This is a genomic window from Paenarthrobacter sp. TE4293, from assembly GCF_050435325.1.
In the GTDB taxonomy this organism is placed as follows: Bacteria; Actinomycetota; Actinomycetes; order Actinomycetales; family Micrococcaceae; genus Arthrobacter; species Arthrobacter nitroguajacolicus_C.
This window is the reverse complement of sequence record NZ_JBNJRY010000001.1, coordinates 592372-612117: the sequence shown is the minus strand read 5'-3', so window position 1 is coordinate 612117 and position 19746 is coordinate 592372. Positions and strand designations below refer to the sequence as shown.

22 protein-coding genes are annotated in these 19746 nt (G+C 61.7%); 10 read left to right on the top strand and 12 right to left on the bottom strand.

The window, feature by feature from the left end:
- Positions 1 to 143 precede the first annotated feature (143 nt).
- A complete protein-coding gene (locus QF015_RS02860; RefSeq protein ID WP_429386760.1) occupies positions 144 to 1187 on the top strand; it encodes an LLM class flavin-dependent oxidoreductase in 1044 nt (347 codons plus the stop codon).
- On the opposite strand, the gene QF015_RS02855 is transcribed toward QF015_RS02860, so the two are convergent.
- Positions 1182 to 1694, bottom strand: a complete 513-nt coding sequence (locus tag QF015_RS02855; RefSeq protein ID WP_429386757.1) for a PadR family transcriptional regulator — start codon at positions 1692 to 1694, stop codon at positions 1182 to 1184. The two genes, QF015_RS02860 and QF015_RS02855, sit on opposite strands and share 6 nt — an antisense overlap.
- 108 nt (positions 1695 to 1802) lie before the next feature.
- Between QF015_RS02855 and QF015_RS02850 the strand changes: the two genes are divergently transcribed.
- The 3 genes from QF015_RS02850 to QF015_RS02840 are packed head-to-tail and all read left to right on the top strand — an operon-like array spanning position 1803 to position 4795.
- Positions 1803 to 3158: an MFS transporter gene (locus tag QF015_RS02850; protein ID WP_429386754.1), complete on the top strand. Its 1356-nt coding sequence runs from the start codon at positions 1803 to 1805 to the stop codon at positions 3156 to 3158.
- Positions 3151 to 4149 carry a zinc-binding alcohol dehydrogenase family protein gene (locus QF015_RS02845; protein WP_429386751.1) on the top strand — a complete coding sequence of 333 codons (999 nt, stop codon included), beginning with the start codon at positions 3151 to 3153 and terminating at the stop codon, positions 4147 to 4149. Before QF015_RS02850 ends, QF015_RS02845 begins: the two co-directional genes overlap by 8 nt.
- On the top strand, positions 4142 to 4795 hold the full coding sequence (locus QF015_RS02840; RefSeq protein WP_429386749.1) for a hypothetical protein: 654 nt from the start codon (positions 4142 to 4144) through the stop codon (positions 4793 to 4795). The genes QF015_RS02845 and QF015_RS02840 overlap by 8 nt, the downstream gene beginning before the upstream one ends.
- Here the strand turns inward: QF015_RS02840 and QF015_RS02835 are convergent.
- The 3 genes from QF015_RS02835 to QF015_RS02825 all read right to left on the bottom strand — a co-directional run bounded on the left by QF015_RS02835 (position 4792) and on the right by QF015_RS02825 (position 7103).
- Positions 4792 to 5130 carry a hypothetical protein gene (locus QF015_RS02835; protein ID WP_429386746.1) on the bottom strand — a complete coding sequence of 113 codons (339 nt, stop codon included), beginning with the start codon at positions 5128 to 5130 and terminating at the stop codon, positions 4792 to 4794. The genes QF015_RS02840 and QF015_RS02835 overlap by 4 nt on opposite strands.
- An 870-nt stretch (positions 5131 to 6000) precedes the next feature.
- On the bottom strand, positions 6001 to 6396 hold the full coding sequence (locus QF015_RS02830; protein WP_310205543.1) for a hypothetical protein: 396 nt from the start codon (positions 6394 to 6396) through the stop codon (positions 6001 to 6003).
- A 122-nt stretch (positions 6397 to 6518) separates the two neighbouring features.
- Positions 6519 to 7103, bottom strand: a complete 585-nt coding sequence (locus QF015_RS02825) for an alpha/beta hydrolase (protein ID WP_429386741.1) — start codon at positions 7101 to 7103, stop codon at positions 6519 to 6521.
- Positions 7104 to 7216: 113 nt separating this feature from the next.
- Between QF015_RS02825 and QF015_RS02820 the strand changes: the two genes are divergently transcribed.
- Together QF015_RS02820 and QF015_RS02815 are read left to right on the top strand one after the other, a co-directional pair.
- Entirely contained in the window at positions 7217 to 7423 is a 207-nt protein-coding gene (locus QF015_RS02820) for a recombinase family protein (protein ID WP_429386739.1), read from the top strand.
- A gap of 39 nt (positions 7424 to 7462) precedes the next feature.
- Entirely contained in the window at positions 7463 to 7816 is a 354-nt protein-coding gene (locus QF015_RS02815; RefSeq protein ID WP_429386736.1) for a DUF3322 domain-containing protein, read from the top strand.
- Positions 7817 to 7976: 160 nt separating this feature from the next.
- Here the strand turns inward: QF015_RS02815 and QF015_RS02810 are convergent, their stop codons facing one another.
- Genes QF015_RS02810 through QF015_RS02800 form a run of 3 tightly spaced genes read right to left on the bottom strand, consistent with a single transcriptional unit; the run spans position 7977 to position 10611 of the window.
- Positions 7977 to 8549, bottom strand: coding sequence for a flavin reductase family protein (locus QF015_RS02810; protein WP_310205534.1), 573 nt, complete (start codon positions 8547 to 8549; stop codon positions 7977 to 7979).
- Between the two features lie 2 nt (positions 8550 to 8551).
- Positions 8552 to 9598: a methionine synthase gene (locus QF015_RS02805; protein WP_310205531.1), complete on the bottom strand. Its 1047-nt coding sequence runs from the start codon at positions 9596 to 9598 to the stop codon at positions 8552 to 8554.
- A 20-nt stretch (positions 9599 to 9618) separates the two neighbouring features.
- The gene (locus QF015_RS02800; protein ID WP_429386732.1) at positions 9619 to 10611 is read right to left on the bottom strand and encodes a DUF1852 domain-containing protein; all 993 of its coding nucleotides are present in this window, start codon (positions 10609 to 10611) and stop codon (positions 9619 to 9621) included.
- Between the two features lie 120 nt (positions 10612 to 10731).
- Between QF015_RS02800 and QF015_RS02795 the strand changes: the two genes are divergently transcribed.
- Complete coding sequence (locus QF015_RS02795; protein WP_310205525.1) at positions 10732 to 11673, top strand: LysR family transcriptional regulator; 942 nt, start codon at positions 10732 to 10734, stop codon at positions 11671 to 11673.
- Between the two features lie 863 nt (positions 11674 to 12536).
- Entirely contained in the window at positions 12537 to 12917 is a 381-nt protein-coding gene (locus QF015_RS02790) for an STAS/SEC14 domain-containing protein (protein WP_429386729.1), read from the top strand.
- A gap of 229 nt (positions 12918 to 13146) precedes the next feature.
- Here QF015_RS02790 and QF015_RS02785 read toward each other — a convergent pair whose 3' ends face one another.
- The 3 genes from QF015_RS02785 to QF015_RS02775 all read right to left on the bottom strand — a co-directional run bounded on the left by QF015_RS02785 (position 13147) and on the right by QF015_RS02775 (position 14672).
- The gene (locus QF015_RS02785; RefSeq protein ID WP_310205516.1) at positions 13147 to 13572 is read right to left on the bottom strand and encodes a hypothetical protein; all 426 of its coding nucleotides are present in this window, start codon (positions 13570 to 13572) and stop codon (positions 13147 to 13149) included.
- Between the two features lie 32 nt (positions 13573 to 13604).
- Positions 13605 to 13961 carry a hypothetical protein gene (locus tag QF015_RS02780; protein WP_429386726.1) on the bottom strand — a complete coding sequence of 119 codons (357 nt, stop codon included), beginning with the start codon at positions 13959 to 13961 and terminating at the stop codon, positions 13605 to 13607.
- A gap of 126 nt (positions 13962 to 14087) precedes the next feature.
- Positions 14088 to 14672: a hypothetical protein gene (locus QF015_RS02775; protein ID WP_429386723.1), complete on the bottom strand. Its 585-nt coding sequence runs from the start codon at positions 14670 to 14672 to the stop codon at positions 14088 to 14090.
- A gap of 328 nt (positions 14673 to 15000) precedes the next feature.
- On the opposite strand from QF015_RS02775, the gene QF015_RS02770 reads away from it, so the two are divergent.
- Both QF015_RS02770 and QF015_RS02765 read left to right on the top strand, forming a co-directional pair.
- Positions 15001 to 15276, top strand: a complete 276-nt coding sequence (locus tag QF015_RS02770) for a hypothetical protein (RefSeq protein ID WP_429386720.1) — start codon at positions 15001 to 15003, stop codon at positions 15274 to 15276.
- A 268-nt stretch (positions 15277 to 15544) separates the two neighbouring features.
- Positions 15545 to 16450, top strand: a complete 906-nt coding sequence (locus QF015_RS02765) for an aldo/keto reductase (protein WP_429386717.1) — start codon at positions 15545 to 15547, stop codon at positions 16448 to 16450.
- 142 nt (positions 16451 to 16592) lie between these two features.
- Here the strand turns inward: QF015_RS02765 and QF015_RS02760 are convergent, their stop codons facing one another.
- Positions 16593 to 17960 carry an MFS transporter gene (locus QF015_RS02760; protein WP_310205499.1) on the bottom strand — a complete coding sequence of 456 codons (1368 nt, stop codon included), beginning with the start codon at positions 17958 to 17960 and terminating at the stop codon, positions 16593 to 16595.
- A gap of 118 nt (positions 17961 to 18078) precedes the next feature.
- A complete protein-coding gene (locus QF015_RS02755; RefSeq protein WP_429386714.1) occupies positions 18079 to 19641 on the bottom strand; it encodes a helix-turn-helix domain-containing protein in 1563 nt (520 codons plus the stop codon).
- Positions 19642 to 19746 lie beyond the last annotated feature (105 nt).

Genomic DNA, 19746 nt, shown 5'->3' with positions numbered 1-19746 from the left:
TGATTCCGCCACTTCCCAGTGTTTCCAAAGCCTGGAATCCCTTTCGAGTAGTCCCACCCCGGGCACAGGAAGACCCCCTCTACGGAGGGGGTTTTTGCTTTTGGCCGGAGGAATACAACGAAGTAGTTGAATGTTCAATCAATATGGACTTTGGCATCTTTACTTTCGGTGAGCTATCCCGTGATCAGACAACCGGCGCGGCGTTATCGCCACAACAGCGGCTAGCGGAGATCATCGAGTTGGCGAAGCTTGCCGACCAGGCCGGCATCAGTTTCCTGGGTCTCGGTGAGCACCATCGTCACGACTTTGCGCTGTCCGCGCCGGAGATCGTGCTGGCCGCCATTGCCCGGGAAACCACCAACTTGCGGTTGAGCACCGCCGTTACCGTGCTTTCCACCCAAGATCCCGTGCGGCTATTTGAACAGTTCGCCACGCTGGATCTGGTGTCTGGCGGACGTGCCGAAATCATTGCCGGACGTGGTGCCTTCCTCGAGTCCTACCCCCTTTTTGGCTACGACACTGCCGATTACGACGAACTCTTCGACGAGAAACTGCGGATGCTGCTGGAACTACGGGACAACTCAACCCTGAGCTGGAAAGGGGTGCACACCCAGACCATTTCCGGCATGGACGTCGCACCCCGTCCACTACAGGGGAAGCTGCCGCTCTGGGTGGGAGTGGGCGGGACGCCTGCTAGCTTTGCCCGCGCTGGAAGGCTCGGGTTGCCGCTCTTCATCGCCTTGCTATCCGGCCCGCAAAGGTTCCGGCGACTCGTGGAGCTGTACCGCCACACCGCCGCCGAAGCGGGGCACGATGCAGCTGCGCTGCCGGTTGGCGCCGGTGGGCACTTCTACGTGGCCCCAACATCGCAAAAGGCGCGAGATACGTTCTATCCCTATTACCGGGCGTACTTCGAGCAAAACATGCCTCGGCCTGTGGATTTCTTCCCTCGGTCCACCTTTGAGGATTGGTCCGATCCCGGCGGCGGGTTGCTGGTTGGAAGTCCGCAGCAGGTGGTGGAGAAGATCCTTGCCATCCATGAGGTGCTGGGCAACAGCCGCTATATGGCGCAGATTGGGCTCGGTGGCCTCCCGTTTGCCGAGACTGCGCGCTCCATTGAGATCCTTGCCACTGAAATCATGCCTGCGGTCAGGCAGGAACTCGGGGTTTCGTCGCCTGCCTCATGAGGCCAGGATTTCTTTTATCCACCCAATCTCGGCGCGGCTTGCTGCCCGCCCGATGGTGATCATGCCTTTGCGGTAAGTATCCGTAATCTCCGCCTTGCGCAGTGGGCGCCCATCCTCGTAGAAGAAACCGGCGGGCGCTTCGAGGAACTCCAGTCGCCGTCGGAGCACTTGATGCTGCTCCGCGACGTCGGGGAGTTCCGATAGGAAGGCCAGAATCACCATGAACCTCCCGAGATCCGTGACGTCGCTTCCAGAAGCGTTTCGAAGCCGCGACTGAAGGTCCTTACGGCCTTCGCCGGTCAGTTCCAAAGTGTGGCGTTGTGCCGCTTTCCCCTTCTCCACGTGGCGTTCCACCAGCCCGGCTTTGGTGAGCCGGGTGATGGCGGGGTAGAGGCTGCCGTCGCTGATGTCCCGGGCGAAGCCGTACAGCTCGTGCATCTTCTTACGTAGTTCGTAGCCGTGGAGCGGCCCCTTGGTGAGGAATCCCAGGATCATTAGCTCAAGCACAAACGTCATACTACCTGAAGGAATACATCGAAACGAGGTATCGTTGGAATGAGTTGGTACCTCGATTCGAGGTAAAGCCCATCCCTGTTCCCTGCGAAGGACTTCCCCATGCCGTCATCACCAGCAAGTGCCACATCGCCGCCGGGCCTTAGCCGCGGGCGGCTCACCATTGCCGTCTTCTCAACTGTGGTGGAATGGTACGACTTCACGCTGTTCCTGTATCTGAGCGCCGTCCTGTCCCGGGTGTTCTTCGGTGATAGCGCTACAGGCGTCCTCATGACCCTTGGAACGTTTGCGGTTTCCTACCTGCTGCGGCCGGTTGGCGGCCTGGTATTTGGTTACGTGGGGGACCGTTGGGGTCGGCGACCCGTGCTGTTGGCGTCCATGGCGTTGATGCTGTTGGCAACCATCGGCACGGCTTTCCTGCCCACCCATGCCCAGGTTGGCGACGCTGCTGCCGTATGGCTCCTGGTGCTCCGCTGTGTGATGGCCTTCTCCGTGGGCGGCGAATACACGGGCGTCATGACCTACCTCTTGGAGAGCAGTCATCCTAAGAGACGGGGGTTGGTGACATCCCTCGCCGCTGCTGCCAGCGAAATTGGGGCGCTGCTGGCCGCTGGTGTCGCTGCCATCAGCATCGCAGCCCTTCCCTCGCCACAGATGGAGGAGTGGGGATGGCGGGTCCCCTTCATGGTGGGCGGTGTACTCGCCGCAGTGATTCTGGCTCTGAGGACCCGCCTGCCGGAGACGCCGCTCTTCGTTAGGAGCAGTGCACAGAAAGACAAGGAATCGATGCCTGTGGTCATCAGGCGCCAGTGGCGGGCCATCGTTCGCACCTTCGTCATTTCTGGTCTCGTTTCGGCTGCCTACTATGTCGGCATTATCTACCTGCCCACATATTTGGTTTCGCTCCAAGGCTGGACTGAATCGTCCGCACTTGCGCTGGCGACTCTCGCGGCCGCCGTCGTGGTTGTTGCCTCGCCTGCGGCCGGTTGGCTGTCAGACCGCTTCGGGCGGCGCCGGATGTTGCTCATCCTGGCGATGGGGGCAGTGGTTCTTCCGGTGCCGATGTTCGCCGCGGCCGGCCAATCCGCGGCGCCGCTGGCCATTGCGGCAGTGGTGGTTCTGGCGTGCCTGGCCGGGAGCCTCAGTGCTGTAGGTGCATCCGCCATCCCGGAGCAGTTCGATGTCCGCGGCCGACTCACAGCACTCGCGATCGGCGGAACCATCGCAACCACCATCTTCGGTGGCATCGCACCCTACGCCGTCCAAGCGCTCAGCGAAACCACCGGGTGGCCGCTGATCCCCGGCGTCTTGATTGCCGTCGTCGCCCTTGCCGCGATCCCGGCGATCCGCCGCGGACCGGAAACCGCAGTTGGGCACCAAACACTTTCGACGGCGGACATGCCGCCCGCCGTGACCGATCACGACACCGAACCACAAGGAGCAAGCAACCATGCCTGAGTTGATGCGTGCAATCGTCCTCGACGGTCCCGGAGCGCCCGATGTCCTCAAGATCCGGGACGTTCCGCGACCAGTCGCTACGCCGGGCTGGGTCCTGCTCAAGGTCCATGCCTTCGGCCTCAACCGCTCGGAGTTCCATTTCCGCAGAGGACTGGGCTCGTTCGGATCCTTCCCGCGCATCCCAGGGATCGAGGCCACCGGAGTGGTGGTGGAAGCCCCCGGTGGCGAGTTCGACGCCGGCACTCAGGCGGCCGCCCTGATGGGCGGCATGGGTAGGACGTTCGACGGCGGTTACGCCGAGTACGTCCTGGTGCCCGCAGCTAACGTGATTCCGTTCAAGAGCAGCCTCGACTGGGCAACGCTCGGCGCGGTGCCGGAAATGCTGCAAACCGCCAACGGATCCCTGGCGATTGGAGTGAACGCGACCCCAGGAAGCAGCCTGCTTATCCGCGGTGGTACCTCATCAATCGGCTTGGCGTTGGCAGTGCTGGCCAAGCGACAGGGTATGACCGTGGTCTCGACCACCAGGAGTCCGGCCAAGACCCAGACCCTCCTCGACGCCGGTGTTGACCATGTGGTGGTTGATTCAGGTTCCGTCGCCGAGGACGTGCGGGCGATTTTCCCGGAAGGTGTCGGCGGTGCCGTGGAGTTGGTGGGCACGCCCACACTGAAGGACACACTGAGGGCGACAGCGATCCACGGAACCGTCTGCTTCACCGGAATGCTCTCCGACGAATGGACTGTCAAGGACTTCTATCCCATCGACTTCATTCCCAACGGTGTCCGCCTCACGGCATATTCCGGCGAGGCAAGCGACCTGCCGGCAGCTGTCCTGCAGGACTTCCTCGAGGCGGTCGAAGCCGGACACGTCGCGGTCCCCATCGGCAAGACCTATGCGTTCGATCAGATTGTCCAAGCCCACCAGGACATGGAAGACGGCACGGTGACCGGGAAACTCGTGGTCACCGTGGACGGAAACATCAATGGCTGAGTCAAGCGGTGTGACGCTGCCATTGGATGAGCTTCCCGCCGGTGCCTCACTGAAATCTGTTACCTCACAGCCCAGCGAGATTGCGGGTCGGACGGCAATCCGAGTCGAGCTAACCAACGAAGCCTCCGGGGGTGTTCCAGGAGTCGACTACATTGATCAACCCACCTTTGTCCTGCTTCCTGTGGCGTTCGAGAACGGCGTCATCGAAGTGGATGTACTGGGCCGTTTGCTTCCCGGGGCCCCCGATTATGCGCGGGCCTTTGCCGGCATTGCGTATCGCATTACCGCGAATGCCGACCGCTTTGAGGCTGTCTATGTTCGGCCGCTCAACGGCGCGAAGCTCAACCCGCCAGGTCCCCGGGTGAATCGGGGGCTGCAGTATTTCGCCTACCCCGGGTGGGACTTTGAACGACTCCGCAAGGAATACCCGGACGGTCGCTATGAAGCCGGGGCGGGCATTGGCCCGGACGAATGGATCCGCCTGAGGCTCGAAGTGCAGGATCGGCGTCTCAGTGTCAGCGTCAACGGCGTGCCGGTGCTTTCCGTGAACGAGACCAAGGCAACGCCGGTTCGCGGGAGGGTGGGACTGTGGGTCGATATTGGAACCGAAGCGTTCTTCTCCAAGCTGACTGTCACAGCGCTCTAGGCGACGGCATCTTCCGGCAATCCGTTGCGGTAACGGAGTGTGCTTCGCTTAAAGACTTCCGCGAACATCGATGACCGGGCGGAGACGACACCCTCGCGGCCGTGGAGTTCGTTCACCAGGATGCGCAGGTCATCCATCGTGGCCGCTGCTACCTGGGCGTGAAGCTGGTCGCCGGATGCAGCGGCCCACCTCGTTACGGAAAGACCGGCCAGATACTCGCCCAGTTTCTGCGTTTCCCCTCCAGCGCAGCTGATGGTCAGAAGCGATTCAAGGGGGAACCCGAACAGGTTCAGATCCAGGACAGCCCTGATGAACAGGGCACCGGAACCGGTCATGGTGTCAAGGCGCCGTGTCCAGCATGCTTCTGAGCGGCTTTTGGAGATTACTGGCCGCTGTACCTATTGCAGCAGCGAGGTCAGATCACTCAGCTTGATTCCGGGGATTCGAAACGCAAATTCTATCTACGGAACCCTAGTGCTGCCTGGGGGTGGGCCCAGGAACTCAAGGATCTTGCGGAAGCCTTCGCGGGACATGCAAGGCCCTGGCCGATAGGAACAAAAGACTTTACCGGGTTGCCCTGAAGTGGGTGCTGAGCTCCATGACACAACAGATTCTGCTGATTCAGTACCCGCTGTGGAGAGCGCACGCCTGCCAGCATCATCACCCAACCAACTAGTCGCTTCTCGGCTTGTGAGATCTGTCATTGACCGTCGCGGCCTGACAATCGCCTTTTGATGGATTACTTACTGCCTTGCGGGTCCTGAACACAGCGGCTGCTGCCACCGATTACAGTGCCGAGGCCACCGGTGTATTGGAACTTCTTGACCTTTGCCTAAGGATCTCTCGTTCGGCGAGGCACACAGTCCCATGGTCCGCGCACCAGCGAACGATTTGCCGTTTCCGGTCCCCTGGAAGTTGCAGTAGCTACCGGCCGGTACGTCCTCGTTCACCCAGTCGCCTGGTGACAAGGCCTGAACCTCATCGAGGAGTCCGAAGAACTCCGTTCTGGCTGCTTCCGGGGTCGTGGTGACGCCCTTCCCGTCATCGGGAAGCATGCTGCTCGCTGCGGTTTGAGAGGGTGATGGGGCTGTAACAGCACTCCTACCCGAAGACCCAGCGGCGCATCCGGACACAAGCAGCAGCAAGACGGTACCCGTAGAAAGTACGCGCCAGTACCGGCGGCGGTGCAGGGTCGTCATCGTTTCCTACCGGAATTTGCCTTCCGGGTCGGGAACGCAACGGGTATTTCCGCCGAGGGAGATGCCATATTTGCCGGTGACGAATCCCATGACGAACTTGTCGGGGCCGAACACGTCCGTGCTTCTGATGAAGTTTGGGCCACCATCGGTCTCTTGCTTGACGGTGAACCCGGTGGCTTCGAAAAGTGTCTTGACCTTGTCGTGAAGAATGTCCATTTCTTCCCGGCTCACCGGGTCCCGATGGAGATCAATTGAGAATTGCGTGCCGTCAGACCAGTCCGGGAGCCGGCAAACATCGCCTTTGATGTCAGGGGGGATCACAACACCCCAGTCTCCTGGGGCTAGAGCTTGGATTTGGGTGAAGAGGTCGAGGTATTCCTTGCGGGCTTGTTCTGGGTCCATGGTTTGCTCCGCGGTGCTGGTAGATGGGTTGGTGCTTGGCGTTGTCCCGCACCCTGCAAGGGTGAGAAGAAGGATCGCAGCGGCGGGAAGGACGCGCCGGCATGGGGCAGGGGTTTTGGTTGTCATCGTTTCGCATTCGTGAGTTGGTCGACCAGGCCCAGGGCGATCCTGGCCTGGTTTTTACTTGACTCGGTTCTCCTGTCGAAGTACCCGTAGATGCCGTCCGTGCCACCGGTTTGTCCGTCGTGGGTTTTCGTGGGGTGCTCGATGGCACCATCAGATCCTGTGGTGCCGTCCGTGCCAAAGGTGACAGCGCCGAATCCGGAGTCGTCGGTACTCTTACGCTGCCATCCGAGCCCCTGACCGACTTCAGCTACGTGGTCCCAGTCATAGGTCCCCCGGTAAACAGTACCGCCAGGGTTCAGGTGGAGATCGTTCACGGAGGTCACGTTGTCAGGGGCTCCAACGTCACCGACGAGAACGAGGTTATCGACAGGGAGCTCTTTTTTTGCTGCTTCCATGGCCCCGAGGGATCCCATGGAGTGTCCAACGGCGGTTGTCATGGCAGTGTTGTCGAGGTTCTGATGAACGGCGTTGAACCCTGTCACGTCGTTGCGAAGTGCGGGACCCACGACTTTTGCCTGGTCGTTGCTGAACACACCCAGACCCTGGGCCGGTTCAACAGGCATCCCCTGCGGACTTGGCATGCGCCGAATGGTGCTATGAAACACCGCTAGTTGCCGCCGAAAGTCACTACCCTCGGCCTCGGCGGTGTCACCAGGCCCTGTGAAAGCATCCTTTGATAAGACCCGGAGAAGTGATGGCACGCCTGGGATACGCCCGCGTCAGCCTGGCTGGCCGAAACACCGATTTGCAGATCCGGGAACTGGAAGCAGCTGGGTGCGAGCGAATCCATAAAGACCAGGGGATCAGCGGGACGCGGTTAAGTCGGCCGGAGTTGGACCGGGTGCGAAAAGGCTGGAAGGGATTGTCATTTTCAGAAGCGGACAGCACTGGAGGTCAGTAGTCATCTTCACTGCGAATTTGTGCCCAATAGAGGATCGGCTTGCGGGTCCTGGCCCGGCTCGAACGGGCGGCCTCCCTCTCCATACGACGCGCCGTTGCCAACGAGGCAGCGTTTCCGCATGCCTTCGCGCTGGGACGGCCAGCAGACCTTCGGGCCGAATACGGGGAAGTCGATTTCGGGCTGCTCCTGTCTGTCGCTGACTGGTACAGGCGGGACCCGGCACGCGCCAACCTTGGTGTGACCCCGCGCCAGGTCCCGATCCCGGGCGTCCATGCGAAGTGGCTGCAGTCCCACCGCCGCGGCGTTCAAGCGCTCACCGGGACAGACGACCTCGCCCTGCTGCCAGGCCACCCACCCCGGATCCACTTCACGTATCTCGACCCGGCCACCTAGCCGCCGGCGGGCGCGTCCACGACTCGGCGACGGCCGGCGCAGCTTCGCACCGGCCTACCTGCCCGAGGTCGTGGTCATCCCGGAGAAGGACGACGGCGGGAGTTATCCTCCCGCCGTCGTGAGCCGTTCGGCTCGCCGCCTCGCATTGTTGGCGCGGCGCTCAGCCGTCAAGCTTGGAATGCTCGCCCAGGCGGTGCCATGAACGGTTGTGGTAGACCAGGGCGTCGCCGGGTTGGCCCGCTGGGACGTCACGCATCACGCGCGACTCCAGGGCGTGAACGGCGATGATTGTGGAGGTCCCCACCTCCATGCGATTGATGACGGCGCAGCGCACCCAGGCGCGGACATCGTCATACACCGCTTCGCCGGTTGCAAGGGCCGACCAGCGGTGTGTCTGGTCAAAGCGGTCGGCACCGGGGGTCGCTCCAAACTTCGCCAAGTCGACGTCGTGCGCGTCCAACAGGTGCACCACGACGGTTTCGGCGCGCGAAAGCACTTCGGACGCAGAGGACAGTGCCGAGACCGAGAAAATCAGCAACGGAGGTTCCGCACTCACCGACACGACCGACGATACCGTCAGTGCCACCGGTCCTTCGCCGGCATCCGCCGTGATGACGGCGACACCTCCCGGGTGGCCACGGAACAGTGCTTTGAATTCATCGGCGGAGAGAGAGGACGGGAAGCTTTGCCTCGGAACCTCGAGCCAAGTGTCTGGGGGATAGGCGTGGAACATCGTTATGACACCCTGGGGGCGGAGCGGGCGAGTTCCTCGCGGATGATGTTCGTCCCTGCGCTGAGAGCACTCAGCTTGGCCAGTGCGACGTCCCGGGGGAACGGTGCCATGCCGCAGTTGGAGCTGGCGATGAGCTTGTCCGCATCGACGAACTGCAGGGCCTTGCGCAGGGTGTTGGCGACGTCCTCCGGGGTTTCGATGGTCTCGCTTGCGACATCAATTGCCCCGAGCATGACTTTCTTGCCGCGGAGGAGCTCGATGAGGTCCATGGGCACGTGGGAGTTCTGGGATTCCAGCGAGATGATGTCGATGCTGGAGCTCTGCAGCAGCGGGAACGTTTCCTCGTACTGCCGCCACTGTGAGCCGAGCGTCGCCTTCCAGTCATTATTCGCCTTGATCCCGTAGCCGTAGCAGATATGCACGGCGGTCTCCGCGCGCAGCCCTTCCGCCGCTCTCTCAAGCGCAGCCACGCCCCAGTCCTTGACCTCATCGAGGAAGACGTTGAACGCGGGCTCGTCGAACTGGATGATGTCCACGCCGGCCGCTTCCAGTTCTTTCGCCTCCTCGTTCAGGATCGCAGCGAACTCCCAGGCCAGCTTCTCGCGGCTCTTGTAGTGGTCATCGTAGAGCGTGTCCACCATGGTCATTGGACCGGGAAGAGTCCATTTGATCGGCCTGTCGGTGGTTGCGCGGAGGAACTTAGCGTCTTCGACGAATACCGGCCGCTCGCGGCGCACCGGTCCGACGACGGTCGGCACGCTCGCGTCGTAGCGATCGCGGATGCGCACGGTTTTGCGCTGTTCAAAGTCGACCCCGCTGAGATGCTCGATGAAGGTCGTGACGAAGTGCTGGCGGGTTTGCTCGCCGTCGCTGACGATGTCGATGCCGCGTCGGCTCTGCTCGTGGATTGCGATACGCAGCGCATCCTGCTTGCCCTCGAGCAGCGCATCTCCCTCCAGCTTCCACGGGGACCAAAGAGTCTCCGGCTGTGCGAGCCACGATGGTTTCGGCAGGCTTCCGACAACGGTGGTGGGCAAAAGTGTGTTCATGATTGGCGATTCTCCGTGGGTCAGTTGACGAGAGCGGGGTATTTGGCGGTCCACTGGTCCAATAGATCCTTGTGGGGCGTGATGAAGTGTTCCTCCGTGTACTTCGCCTGAGTGATCGCGAGCTGACTGCGCTCCACGCGGTCGTAGGCGATCTGGGTCCGCGAGTAATCCTGCTCTCCCAGGCTCGGTTGGTAGACGTGGGCGGCGGCGGAGTTCGCGTTGTAAATCTCCGGGCGGTAGATCTTCTGGAACGTCTCCATGGTGCTGATCGTGCCGATGAGCTGAAGGTTGGAGTAGTCGTTGAGCAGGTCGCCGCGGAAATAGAAGGCGAGCGGCGCAACGCTGCCGCGTGGCATGAAGTAGCGAACCTGCAGCCCCATCTTTGCGAAATAAGCGTCCGTCAGCGAGAACTCGTCCTGCTGGTACTCGACGCCCAGGACCGGGTGGCGGTTCTCCGTTCGCCTGTACGTCTTGCTCGTGGAGACGCTGATGCACACCACTGGCGGCTGCGGGAAGCGTTCCTGGCATGCCGGGGAATCGAGGAATTGTTGGAACAGTTTGCCGTGAAGGTCGCCGAAGTTCTCGGGAACGGTGGGCTTGCCGGACTCCGCTGCTGCCGCTGGCAGTACGACGCTGAAGTCGAAGTCACGGACGTAGGAGGAGAAGTTGTTCCCCACGATCCCTTGGTGGCGGACCCCGTTCAGCTGGTCGACGATCTGGATGTCGAGAACCTCGAACAGCGGGAACTGCTGATCCGTACCTTCCGCAGTGAACTCTATCTGCACAGAGACGATCTCAAGCTCGAGCGCGTAACGGTCCCGGTCCGGGTTGTCCCAGCTTGCGAGATCGTTGAAGCGGCGCCGAATCATGGTCAAGGCGTTGCGGAGGTTCTCCTGGCGGTGCTCGCCCCGTGCCAAGTTGGCGAAATTCGTCGTGATCCGAGACCCTTCCGACGGGGAGTAGGCCTCGTCGAAGGGTGTGGTGGTGATACTGAAGGTGAAGTCGTCTGCCATGTGCTGCCAATCCGTTGATGGGCCGGAGACGGCCTTTCCGAAGGTGATGTATCCATGGTGCAGCCAACCGAGGGGTATCAAGTAACTAGTGGTTACTATGCATTCATATAGAATTTCCCTATGGCCCAGATTTCGAGCGGATTGACCCTGCAACAGCTCCGTTACTTCATTGAAGTCGCAGCTGAGGGGTCGATCTCCGCGGCCGCCGATCTTCTCTACGTAGCGCAACCGACAATGTCGGCAGCGATGAAGGACCTTGAGGCCCGGGTTGGCCGTGCGCTCCTGCTTCGCTCCGCCCGCGGAGTCACCCTCACCGCCGACGGGGTAGAGTTCCTGGGCTACGCGAGGCAGGTCGTCGAGCAGTTCGCTCTCCTCGAGCAGCGATACCTTGGTAGGCCACCGCGGCGACGTCTGCTCGGGGTGTCAACGCAGCATTACTCGTTCGCGGTGGACGCCTTCGTTCGGATGGTCAAGGCCTCTGATGTGGCCGAATACGAGTTCTCGCTGCGTGAGTCCCGTACCTGGGACATCATCGAGGATGTCCGGACGCTCCGCAGCGAGATAGGCATCCTCTACCGGAACGATTTCAACCGGAAGGTCATCGACAAGCTGCTCCGGGAATCCGGGCTCGCGTTCACTCCGCTTTTCCTCGCCGATCCGCACATTTTCATTTCACGGAAGAACCCGCTCGCTTCAAAAGCGCGTGCGACTCTCGATGATCTCGCCGGCTTGCCGCGCCTAACCTTCGATCAAGGTGCGAACAACTCGTTCTACTTCGCCGAGGAGATTCTCTCCACTTTGTCCAGTAAGCAGGAGATCCGGGTCTCTGACCGTGCGACGATCTTCAACCTCATGATCGGGCTCCACGGCTACACCATCTCGACGGGCATCATCAGCGGGCAGCTTGACCCGGAGATCGTCGCCATCCCGCTCGATGTTGACGAACGCATCGAGATCGGCTGGATCGGCCACGTCGCGATTCCCCTCACCGACCAGGCGCAGCGCTATCTCGGGGAATTGCGGGCCGTGGTCGCTGAGTTCGGCGTAGCGCTACTCGACTGACTGCCGTTGAGCGGGCGGGTCTCCACCCTTCGGTGACGGACATGTTTGTTGCAGCCGAGGGGGGTGCTGGTGTCGTACCTGCCCGCCGTCGTCGTTGGCATGGCCGGGGCGGAGGCCGGCGAGGAAACCGGCCTGTTCCAGGTGGTGACGCTCCAGCCCTGGGACATCACGCCGGGCTTGTAAGGCCGCGGTGCCGTCCTGGCTAAGATGCGGATCCCCCCATGTTTTTTGCCAACGGCCGAAGGTATCCGCTTTTGATGGACATGGCGGCCACCATCTTCCTAAGCCGCGGATCGGTCAGGAAGCGGCGGGAACCGCAAGAGACCCAGAGGGGCACCAGTGGGCTTCTCATAATTCACCGTGGACCCCTCTTAGTGGGCCACGGATTAGTGGACGACGGAATTGCTCGGGATGGAGTCGCTCAAAACGCGGCTTCGTGGGGCTGACCCCCACACAGCGATCACCACCATAGCTGCGTCGGTGGAGAGGTGTGGTCCGGGGTGTCCGCTGTCGAGGACGCACACAGCTTCGAATCCTGTTTCGCTGGTTGTTGCAGGGCATTCTGCCGAGGCAAAGCCCAATACGTCCACCGGGAGATCGTCTCCTACCCGGAGTTCGCGCCTGGTGTTCTCTTATTCGCAAAAGAGTTTCCCGGCCTCGCGTCAGGGTTCGCGTCCTCACCGCACGGTATCCCCGGGAGGGCAAAATCCCCGGGAGGGCAATGCAACAGCGCATGGACGGTTGTTCCCGCCCCGTTCGTGAGCACTGTCTGCGAGGCAACTTCGCCAATGAATCGTCGTTTGTGCTGCGGAACTCCGAAGAGGCAATTAGTCTTAGCTCCATAGGATGCCGGGGGGAGCAAGATGAAACCAATCACTGTCGAGGGCGGCAAGGGCACGGTGGAACTCAAAGCCGAAGGAGTTCTCCACCTCGTTTGGAAGCCGGGGACAGTTCTGGCCGCAGATGACGTACATGCCGCGATCGCCAAGATCAACGAGGTTGCCGGCGATGACGAGTACCCCATGCTGATCGACATAACCAACACCCAGGCGGTGACCCGTCAGGCTAAGTCCGCTTTCAGCATCAAGTGCGCCGCCTCGCGAATTGCCCTGCTTGGCACAAACCCTGTCAGTCGTGTCATAGCCAACTTCGCTATGGCACGGCGGTCAATGCCCTGCCCTACTCGGTTTTTTAAATCCAGAGACGAGGCGTTGGCCTGGCTTCTGGGTGCCTCGTCTCCCTGATCTGGGCCTTCGGAACGGTGTCAAAGACGAGTACAAGCCAGAGGGCCCCATTCCTTGTGTTGCGACGTTGGTTGGAAACTGTCCGGCTTTGAGCTGTGCGGCGCGCTCCTCATGGCCCCACGTGGGCACCACCCATACACCGCTGTAGTGGGGGCTACCGGAGAGGGAGGCGAGCGGCGTCGGCATCATGTTCCGCGATGCATCCCGGTGTCCTTAAGGAACGCTGGAATTACTGATCTGCTGGTATGTCAGCCCGGCCGGTCGAGCTCGGCTTCGGTGAACCCCGCAGCTTGCGTAGCTGCGCAGCCTCGTACTCCTGGCGGGACAGTCTCGCTGTGTAAAAAGTGATGCCACCTCCCAGAGCAGTCAGGAACAGGGCGCCCCACATTGGTTGCTGGCCCTGTCCCAGCGGAGCCAGCAACAGCACCACTGAAAAGACAGTGAGTACCGCGGCAACCACCGCGAGAATACCCATGCCCCACCACGTGCTGACCTGCACCTGACCACCACCGGGCGTGAAGCCGATTTCATCCGCCGGGTAGCTGTGAAGGTCGCCCGTGACCGTGTTGCGGAGTACGCGCTTTTCCCCGGCTGCCACCGCCGCCTTGTGCTCGGCATACACGACATCATTGTGCCGCTCGCGGTCTGAATACATAGTCAGTTCCTTAGGAGTCAGATGGTCCGGGGTCACCACGTGCTGGTGTTCGAGACGATCAGGCCTATCAGTGCCACCAAGGGCAGTGCCGCCAGGAGTGGTCCGGCGATCAGGATCCAGGTGGTGCCCGGATACCGGCGGAAGCCTCTGCCCCGCAGCTTACTTGCCCACATAACAGCGTAGATAATACTGGCCAGGACGTACGGGATGGTCAGCAAGAGTGCTCCCAAGCCCAGCCACACGATCGCCTGTAGACCGCTTCGTCCTCCTGCGCTGTACATGTCGGCGGATCCGGACGTTGACGTACCAACCAGAAGCACCAATAAAAGCACCAGGAGTCCGGCGCCGATCAGCAGGACTTTCCGGAATGTCCTGGCCCATGCCGGCAACAGCGGAAGGTGGTCCTGTCCGGGCCGCGGGGGGAAATAGCTAGGAGGGTACGGGTTCTGAGGTTCCAATGTGCTCTTTCTGAGTAGCGATTAATGGGTGGCTGGACGGGTGAACGTGCACGATAATCACTTGTACGTCCTTGGACCCGTCATAGCGGAGGTCATAAGAAACCCGGAGGCCTGTTGCCGTACCCGCCGCCAAAGAAAGATCCCCTCGTCCTCCGGTCGGCTGGACATGGATTCGATCCATCTCTCGGCTGACTCGCTGGGAATTCCGTAGCGATCCACGCCGTCGCGGATCAGCGCAGCGAAGTCCTCGAACGACTCAGCTCTGAGGAAGAAAGTGACCTCCCCGAAGTCCGGGCCTTCGTTCATGCCGTTGAGCCGGAGACGATCTGTCGTTGCGCTGATCACACCCGTCGGCGCTTCAATAATGAGCTCCATCATGCCCTCCTTTATGAGGACATCCGGGGCTTGGCCGGTTCCTTCTTCGAGGCCGACACTCTCTTTGCTCAGCTTGCCCGGCGTCATGTCCAAGCGTGCTGTCTTTGATTCCCGGATGTGCTCAATCCCCGCTGCATCCAGACGAGAGAACGTCTTGTCGGATGACGAGGGCATTGGTGACGCTGTTGAAGTAGGAGTGGGGAAATCCGAAGCGCAGCCAGTCAGCACCAGCAACGTGAGCAAGAAAGTCACGGTCAAGGCCTTCATGCCGATCCCCCAGGAGTATGTGCGGTCAGGATAGTAAACCACCTGGTGGGGCCGCCAACGAACTTCTTCCCGGGTCAGTTGCCCTTGCAACGGGGATCCGGGTATTCCACTCATGGTGAACGGGTGACACGGTGAAGCATGATTCTCCACACGTTATTTTGAGTAGCTCACAATAAAGCGTAAAGTTGTATGTAGGCCAGAGTAGCCCTCGAGTACCGCACCGGTGACCATCCCCGGGCCGGCAGGGCAGCGACACAGCCAGCAAAGCCCTTCCGTTTGAGCGGTACTAAACCTGAAACGGCCCTGATCCTGAACCCACGGAGACCCCATGACTTTGCTTGCCGAACGCCCCGCAACGACCGAATCTGCCCCCGAGACCGCAAAACCTGGCTCTGCAGCTGGAGCCGCCTTGCGCGGCGGCAGCTACGTAACCCTCACCGTAGGCAGCGCCCGGGCAGGTGCTGAAGGCACCTACATCACCGTCCCTGGCAGCCGAAAAATCCCTTCTGCCACCCATGGCAGCTATGTCACGGCAGCCGGCGCTCCGGCTGGTGCCGGCCGACGCGTCGAAGGCAGTTACGTAACGCTTTCGAAGGCTGACTAAAGCCACGGGCGTCTGTGGTGGAAGCACCATACGGCGCAGAAGGAGGCCGACGACGACACTGGGTGCCGTCGTCGGCCTCCTTTAAACCCGCCTACCGGAGATCAGCTTCACCGGCGCCGCTGTTCAGGCGGAGACCACCGATGTCAGCCATCTGATTGCCGACCTTCTGGGCGGGAGCAGCCGGCATCTGAGCCGGCTCTGGGAGCCCTTGGTATCTTTCGTGTCCTCCGGCAGCGGGGTAGATTGAACAAACACGGCGCGTGCCGCCATGGTCCGGACGAGAATCATCGGACGCGGTGCGGCCGAAAGCGGGAACGGGCTTTATCTGACGGGAGTTACGTTGCGCGAGGTATCTCTTCCTTCCGGTGAGACTGTCCCGGTGCTCGGGATCGGAACGTGGGGCATGGGCGAGCAGCCCGGCAACGCCCTCCGGGAGACTGCGGCGATCCATACGGCCCTGGACTTGGGAATGTCCGTGGTGGATACCGCTGAGATGTATGGCAACGGCGCGGCCGAGGAACTCGTCGGAAGGGCGCTGGCCGCCCGGCGGAACGAAGCGTTCCTGATCACCAAAGTCCTGCCCCATCACGCCACAATGCGCGGAACCATCGATGCTTGCGAAGGTAGTCTGCGCCGCCTTGGCACGGACACCATCGACCTCTATTTGTTGCATTGGCGGGGTGCCGTTCCCTTGGCCGAAACGCTCGAAGCCTTCGAGCACCTGCAGGACGTCGGGAAGATCCGGCACTGGGGCGTGAGCAACTTCGATGTAGCGGATATGGAAGAACTTAGGCGCTCGCCCGGCGGCCGGAAGGCTGCGACCGACCAAGTGCTGTACAACATGACCCGTCGGGGCATCGAGTTCGATCTATTGCCCGACTGCGTCGATAAGGGCATCCCGGTAATGGCGTACTCACCGCTGGAGCAGGGGCGGATGCTGAATGATCCTGCGCTGGTGCGCATCGCAACCGAACACGGCGTCGGTCCCGCGCAGATCGCTCTCGCTTGGGTGCTCAGGCAGCCCCTTGTCCTGGTCATTCCCAAAGCTTCAAGCCCACAACATGTCCAGGAATGCCGGCGGGCCCTCGACATTCGGCTTACGCCCCACGACCTTGCTGAACTGGATCGCGTCTACCCTCCTCCCACCCACAAACGCGTGCTTGAGATGATCTAGCCGGCCCCCGCGGAGCCGGGCAGCTGGTGGCCACATGGTTGGTACCGGCTGGGGTGCGGCGATGGCCGGACAGCGCTCCCCAAGGAGGTGCTGTCCGGCCATCGCACTGTGTCGCGAGAGAGCGCTTCGAGGCGTGACGGAGTTAGACGGGAGAGCTGGATGGCCTGCGCACTTCAGCTTGTTCGTCGGCGAGGGGGCTTCGTGCCGTCTCCGCGCTCATCAACAAGCCCACCAAGGAGAGTACGCCGATGCCCATCAGGAAGAACGCCGGCGAGCTGGGGTTTCCGGTGGTGGCGATCAGCCAGGTGCCTATGAGCGGCGCGACGCCTCCGAAGAGCATGGCGCCGACGTTGAAGGGCAATGCGAAGCCAAGGTAGCGGGACCGGGTGCCGAACAGTTCGGTGAAGAAGGACGGGAAGACCGCGTCGTTCATGGCGAAGAACATGAGCGAGACGATGAGGACTGCGGAGGCGAGGACTACGCCTCCGAAGGAAAGCAAGGTCATGATCGGATAGCTCAAAACGATGAAAGCGATGCTCGAGATCATCAGGGTACGCTTTCGACCGATCCGGTCGGACAGCCGCGCGGCAAGGGGAATGAAGATGATGTGCGCGACGAGGCCGATTGTGACAACCAGTGTTGCGGTCGCCTCACTCATCCCCGCCTCTTCGATGAGGAACGACGGCGTGTAGCTGAGCAGGAGGTAATAGGCACCGGCGTTCAGTGACATGACGAGCAGTGCCTTGACCATGGACGGGAGGCTCTTGCGCGTCTCGGACCAGCGGCTGGCTGCCGGGCGCTGGTCAATCGTGAGCTCTCGTTGCTTCTTTTCGAGTTCCAGCGCTCGGCGGAACTGCGGGGTGTCTTCAAGGCGCAGTCGGAGCCAGAGGCCAACGATTCCGAGCGGGCCTGCGACCAGGAACGGAATTCTCCAGCCCCATTCCTGCATGAATTCAGGGGAGGTGCCGGCGTAGAGGACCGTGGCCATGAGCGAGGCTGCCAGGAAGCCCGCGGCTGCTGCGATGGGTACAACACTGGTGAGCAGGCCGCGCTTGGCTGCGGGAGCGTACTCGGCGACGAAAGTCCCTGCTCCGGCGTATTCGCCGGAGGCTGAGAAGCTCTGCGTGACGCGAAGCAGGAGGAGCAGGACCGGTGCTGCGACGCCGATGGTCGCGTAGTTCGGTATGAATCCGATCAGGAAGGTTGCTCCGGACATGAGGATGATGGTGGTGGCCAGGATGCTCTTGCGGCCGATTTTGTCGCCGAGGCTTCCCCAGACCAATGCGCCGAGTGGACGGACAAGGAACGACAACGCGAAGACCGCGAAGGTGCTCATCAGGGCAACGGCGCGGTCTTCCGGGGGAAAGAACACCATGGCGATGGTGGTTGCAAGATAGCTGTAGCTGGCGTAATCGAAGTACTCCAGCAGAGTGCCGAGCCCGCTGGCTATGACGACTCGGCGGAGCACGGTCCGGGGGACGGAATCGGTGGTGGCAACGGTTGTGGGCATGATGGCGTTCCTCATGTGAGTACCGGATCCCTGCGGTGGGGTCCGCAGGATGTGACGACCATCATGGCAGCGAAGCAGCCACTCGGATATGGCCCCAGCGGTGAACCTCGAGTGTTCGTTATGGACCTTTGGGTGATGTTTCTCCATCGCGGAATCCTCGTGCTTTGAAGGCCAGCCAGAGTTCGGTTTGGGCATCGATGCCGTCCAGGTCGTGCCCCGTGATTTGGACGATCCGTTGCATCCGGTTCCGTACAGTGTGGCGGTGGACTCCCATTCGTTCGGCTGTCGCCTCGATGGATCGGCGCTCGAGAAGCCAGGTGTGCAGTGTTCGGAGGAGGGCTTCGCCTCCTCGTGAGTTCTCGATGGGGGCCAAGGCAGCGCTGGAGAAGGCTTCCAGGTAGTCGGATGGGGCGGCATTGATCAGGAACTCGTGCGAGGCTCCGTCGACATACTCGATGGGCGTGCCGGCCCGTCGGCTTGTCTCAAGGGCCAGGGTTGCCTGCCTGATGCTGCGGGCGGAGTGCTCGGGCGCGCCGCGGGTGCCGATCCCCGTCGGGACGTCAAGACCGTAGTCGGCCAGGGCTTGGCGGGGGTCAACGGTCGCCAGGCACTCGACGATACGGTGGCGGTGCCGGATAAAGGGGGCGGCGAGGACCACCGCGAGGTCGTCGATGAGCACTTCGGCGTGTGTCTCGTTGCGGGCTTCGATGGCCACGCCCCGCAGTGGACCTCCCTCGATGCCGAGGCTCCTAAGGAACGTCCGTGCACTGCCGGGTTCCGTGAGCGTCAAAAGTCGGGCAAACCGCTCGGCGCGTTTCCGGCGTGCTGACTCGTCGAGGAACCAGAGGCGTTCGAATTCCAAGGCCAGCAGCGAACGCAGGGCTGGGGCGGCGAGCTCAGCGGTTTCCTGGCCGGTGGGGATGCGGACACAGTATCCGCGGACGGTGTCGTTTCCGGCAAAGGGATAAATTTCGACCCTCTCTCCGGTTTCCGCGGATGCCATGTCGGGCGCTGCCTCCAAGGTGGTGGCGGACAGGTTGAAATGCTCTCCGAGGCGGGGTGCTTCGTGGCTGGCGAGGCGTTTGCCCAGCGGAGTGAGCAGGCTTGATGGGAAGGCGGAGCTTCGGGCCATGACACGCCCGAGCCGGTCGAACACAGCGACGGGTTCCTGGGTTCGTTGCTGCCAGCCGTCAAGCAAGTCCCCGAAAGATCCTCCGCGTGCCACGATTGCAGTGATCTCCATCTGCAGTTCGAGGGGCCGTCTGTACGCGTCCCTTTGTGACTCTGAATGCAGGCCTGTGACCGTATGTGCGATCCGGCCCATCTCGGCGTAGTCGGCGGTCAGCACCGGCAGATCATTTGCGCCGGCCAGTCGAAGCAATTCCGCCGGAAGTGTCTCGAATGCGGCCCCGCTGCCGAGGCCGATAATGACTCCTGCGGCGCCGGCGGCCTTGGCCCCCTCAAGGAGAACCTTCCACTCCGTCCAGTCTTCTCCAAGGTGCCGTCCACTGGTGAACACCAGTTCCCCGCCGTGCAGTTCCGGAATCGGCCCCCACCGCTCGATTGCGAATGGAATGCCAACTGCTCTTTCGACGCCGGTGCCTCCGTGCACCAGCCTCAGCCCAAGATCCTTGGCCTTAGCCAGCTTGGTGACCGTGAACGTCCCCTTATCAAGTTCCATAGCCCCATGCTAATAACGAAGGGTGTGGCCAAACTGTACGTTCTGGCCACTATCTACTCTTCAGAGTGTACGAGCGGGCGATGGGCTTGTCAGGATGGTCTCGCT

What these genes read in the sequence shown, in the direction of transcription:
- QF015_RS02860 (WP_429386760.1), top strand. Translation starts at nt 144, where the DNA reads ATGGACTTTGGCATCTTTACTTTCGGTGAGCTATCCCGTGATCAGACA.
- QF015_RS02850 (WP_429386754.1), top strand. Translation starts at nt 1,803, where the DNA reads ATGCCGTCATCACCAGCAAGTGCCACATCGCCGCCGGGCCTTAGCCGC.
- QF015_RS02845 (WP_429386751.1), top strand. Translation starts at nt 3,151, where the DNA reads ATGCCTGAGTTGATGCGTGCAATCGTCCTCGACGGTCCCGGAGCGCCC.
- QF015_RS02840 (WP_429386749.1), top strand. Translation starts at nt 4,142, where the DNA reads ATGGCTGAGTCAAGCGGTGTGACGCTGCCATTGGATGAGCTTCCCGCC.
- QF015_RS02835 (WP_429386746.1), bottom strand. Translation starts at nt 5,130, where the DNA reads ATGACCGGTTCCGGTGCCCTGTTCATCAGGGCTGTCCTGGATCTGAAC.
- QF015_RS02830 (WP_310205543.1), bottom strand. Translation starts at nt 6,396, where the DNA reads ATGGACCCAGAACAAGCCCGCAAGGAATACCTCGACCTCTTCACCCAA.
- QF015_RS02825 (WP_429386741.1), bottom strand. Translation starts at nt 7,103, where the DNA reads ATGCCAAGTCCGCAGGGGATGCCTGTTGAACCGGCCCAGGGTCTGGGT.
- QF015_RS02820 (WP_429386739.1), top strand. Translation starts at nt 7,217, where the DNA reads ATGGCACGCCTGGGATACGCCCGCGTCAGCCTGGCTGGCCGAAACACC.
- QF015_RS02810 (WP_310205534.1), bottom strand. Translation starts at nt 8,549, where the DNA reads ATGTTCCACGCCTATCCCCCAGACACTTGGCTCGAGGTTCCGAGGCAA.
- QF015_RS02805 (WP_310205531.1), bottom strand. Translation starts at nt 9,598, where the DNA reads ATGAACACACTTTTGCCCACCACCGTTGTCGGAAGCCTGCCGAAACCA.
- QF015_RS02800 (WP_429386732.1), bottom strand. Translation starts at nt 10,611, where the DNA reads ATGGCAGACGACTTCACCTTCAGTATCACCACCACACCCTTCGACGAG.
- QF015_RS02795 (WP_310205525.1), top strand. Translation starts at nt 10,732, where the DNA reads ATGGCCCAGATTTCGAGCGGATTGACCCTGCAACAGCTCCGTTACTTC.
- QF015_RS02790 (WP_429386729.1), top strand. Translation starts at nt 12,537, where the DNA reads ATGAAACCAATCACTGTCGAGGGCGGCAAGGGCACGGTGGAACTCAAA.
- QF015_RS02785 (WP_310205516.1), bottom strand. Translation starts at nt 13,572, where the DNA reads ATGTATTCAGACCGCGAGCGGCACAATGATGTCGTGTATGCCGAGCAC.
- QF015_RS02775 (WP_429386723.1), bottom strand. Translation starts at nt 14,672, where the DNA reads ATGAAGGCCTTGACCGTGACTTTCTTGCTCACGTTGCTGGTGCTGACT.
- QF015_RS02770 (WP_429386720.1), top strand. Translation starts at nt 15,001, where the DNA reads ATGACTTTGCTTGCCGAACGCCCCGCAACGACCGAATCTGCCCCCGAG.
- QF015_RS02765 (WP_429386717.1), top strand. Translation starts at nt 15,545, where the DNA reads ATGGTCCGGACGAGAATCATCGGACGCGGTGCGGCCGAAAGCGGGAAC.
- QF015_RS02760 (WP_310205499.1), bottom strand. Translation starts at nt 17,960, where the DNA reads ATGCCCACAACCGTTGCCACCACCGATTCCGTCCCCCGGACCGTGCTC.
- QF015_RS02755 (WP_429386714.1), bottom strand. Translation starts at nt 19,641, where the DNA reads ATGGAACTTGATAAGGGGACGTTCACGGTCACCAAGCTGGCTAAGGCC.